The 2,230-nt window shown below is 71.6% G+C and carries 4 protein-coding genes; all 4 read right to left on the bottom strand.

Annotated features, from left to right (window positions below):
- Positions 1 to 126: 126 nt before the first annotated feature.
- A complete protein-coding gene (locus AB0H87_RS40955; protein ID WP_360158998.1) occupies positions 127 to 543 on the bottom strand; it encodes a hypothetical protein in 417 nt (138 codons plus the stop codon).
- A gap of 19 nt (positions 544 to 562) precedes the next feature.
- The gene (locus AB0H87_RS40950) at positions 563 to 811 is read right to left on the bottom strand and encodes a hypothetical protein (protein WP_360158995.1); all 249 of its coding nucleotides are present in this window, start codon (positions 809 to 811) and stop codon (positions 563 to 565) included.
- A gap of 8 nt (positions 812 to 819) precedes the next feature.
- Positions 820 to 1,182 carry a DUF2089 domain-containing protein gene (locus AB0H87_RS40945; RefSeq protein WP_360158992.1) on the bottom strand — a complete coding sequence of 121 codons (363 nt, stop codon included), beginning with the start codon at positions 1,180 to 1,182 and terminating at the stop codon, positions 820 to 822.
- Positions 1,183 to 1,237: 55 nt separating this feature from the next.
- Positions 1,238 to 2,230 (bottom strand): MFS transporter (locus AB0H87_RS40940; protein WP_360158989.1); only part of this gene is annotated, 993 nt, incomplete at its 5' end.

Below are 2,230 nucleotides of genomic sequence, written 5' to 3'. Positions count from 1 at the left end.
AAACCACCCTTCTTATATACCTATACACACCCCCCCCCTCTTTCCCCCACCACCACCCCCCACATTAAAAACAAACCCCGCGCCCCGCCCCCCCCCCCGCGGGCCGGGGCCCCCCGTCCGCCGGTGTCACTCGCAGAAGACCTGAACCTTGGCCTCCGCGTGGTCGACGTCGACCGTGACGTCGTCCAGGTGCTCGACGAGCTCCTCGATGTGCTGCGGCTTGAGCTGGGTCAGGTCGATCGGCACGCCGTTGCGGGCGAGTTCCGCGTTGACCTGGGTGAGCGCCTGCGGCGGGATCAGGCTCGTGAGCCGGACTCCGGCGCGCAGCAACTGGATCGGGACCCGGACGTTGACCCGGCTCGGCTCCCCGCCCTCGGTGGACTCCACCAGGACCCGCAGGTATTTCGCCCGGGACTTGGGCCCCGGCCCCGGCGTCGGCGCCGGTTGTTCGCGGCCGAGCGCGGTGATCAGCCGCTCGGCCTCGTCCGCCGTGATCCTGCCCTCGGCCAGCATCTCCAGGATCTGGCGGCGTTGCTCGTTCATCGTTGGTCCTCCCCCGTGCTCAGTTGACGCTTACCAGCACGGCCACCCGGCCCTGCTCGATCTCGACCCGAGTGCCGCGCATGGCCGACAGCAACTGGGCGGCGCCGCGGACCGCGCCGACCGGGTTGACCCGGAAGTAGAGACACGCGACCAGCCCGGCCAGCGCCGCGAGCAGCAGCAGCGGTGACAACAGCAGCAGCACCGGCAGGACCGGGATGTGGAGCCGCAAGCCGCGACCGTCGGGGCGGCGATGACGCACCGTCACCATGTTGGGCATCATCGGGTCGCCTCCAGCTCGGCCAGCGCGTCCTGGACGCTGATCTCGCCCCGGCGCAGCCGGTCGACGACGTCGGCGCCACTGGGCGCCGGATCGGTGTCGACGAAGTCGAGCTGCTCGGCGATCCGGTTGAGCCGCGACTTGATCGTCGGGTAGCTCACCCCGAAGATCCGCTCCATCTCCTTGATCGAGCCGTGCGACCGCACGAACGCGGCGACGAACACCTGGTCGTCGACGCTGAGCGCGGCCAGCTGCGGCGGCTCGAACTGCCCCTCGATCGCGACACCACTGCCCGCGAGCCGGACCCGCTCGACGACGAACGGCTGCCCCCGCGTCAGGTCCGTCAGCTCCTGCCAGTCCACCGGCGTCTCCCTAGCTCGATCCCCGTAGTCACAAATCAAGAGTGACTTGATTTATTTAAGATGTCAACGCACGGATCTTAATTTTCTTGATTGGATCTTCAAGGAGCGCGGCGGCCAGCAGCCCAGCGGCGACGACGGCCAGACTGAGGGTGATCAGCGCGGGGCGTAAGCCGGCGAGGGCGAGCAGCCCGGGGCCGACGACGGCGCCGGCAACCGCGGCGAGGGCGTCGCTCAGATGGAACGCGGAGGCGACGCGCCCGAGCACGGCGTCCGGCGTGGACACCTGAAGGCGGTGAGCGGTCGCGATCTGGGTGACGGCGCCGGGCACACCGCTGAGGCCGACCGCGACCAGCGCCCGCGGCACCGAGGTAGCGGTGAAGGCCACGACGAAGCAGGCGCCGACGGCGGCATAACCGAAGGCCAGCAGCGTACGCGTCGCGTGCCGCAGGATGAGCCGCCGCGCGATGGCGGCGCCGACGAGATAGCTGAGGCCGAGGGCGGCGATGAGCCAGCCGACGACGCGGCCGGACCGCCCGAGCCCGTCGACGACGAACGGGATCAGCAGGGCGGTCAGGGCCGCGTTGGCGGTCCAATAGAGACAGCTCGCCACCGCCATGCCCCGCAACACCGGCGTCCGAACCAACACCCACACCCCATCACGAACGCGGACCCGCGACGTGGGCGCGCCATTGCGAGGGCCGGGCCCACCATTGCCGGCGGTCGGCACGGCCCTAGCCGCCGTCGGCCCGGCCTTGGTCGCCGACGGCACGTCTTCGCCCGGTGTCGCCGCCGCCTTGGCAAACGTCGGCGCGGCCTCACCCGCGGCTGGCACGGCCCCGCCCGCCGACGGCACGGCCTCACCCGGCGTCGCCGCGGCCTTGGCAAACGTCGGAACGGACTCACCCGCCGCCGGCACGGCCTTGCCCTCAGCCGCCCTGGTCCTACCCGCCTTGCCGGCCTTGCCCGCCGCCGCTCCGGCCTTGCCCGCCGCCGCTCCGGCCTTGCCCGCCGCCGCTCCGGCCTTGCCCGCCGCCGCTCCGGCCTTGCC

The sequence above is a fragment of the Asanoa sp. NPDC050611 genome, assembly GCF_040654855.1.
In the GTDB taxonomy this organism is placed as follows: domain Bacteria; phylum Actinomycetota; class Actinomycetes; order Mycobacteriales; family Micromonosporaceae; genus Asanoa.
Note: the sequence above shows the minus strand (reverse complement) of the source record. Positions and strands in the feature narration are given on the sequence as shown.

Excerpts from the sequence above, each read along its gene's own strand:
- AB0H87_RS40955 (WP_360158998.1), bottom strand. The coding sequence starts at position 543 with ATGAACGAGCAACGCCGCCAGATCCTGGAGATGCTGGCCGAGGGCAGG.
- AB0H87_RS40950 (WP_360158995.1), bottom strand. The coding sequence starts at position 811 with ATGGTGACGGTGCGTCATCGCCGCCCCGACGGTCGCGGCTTGCGGCTC.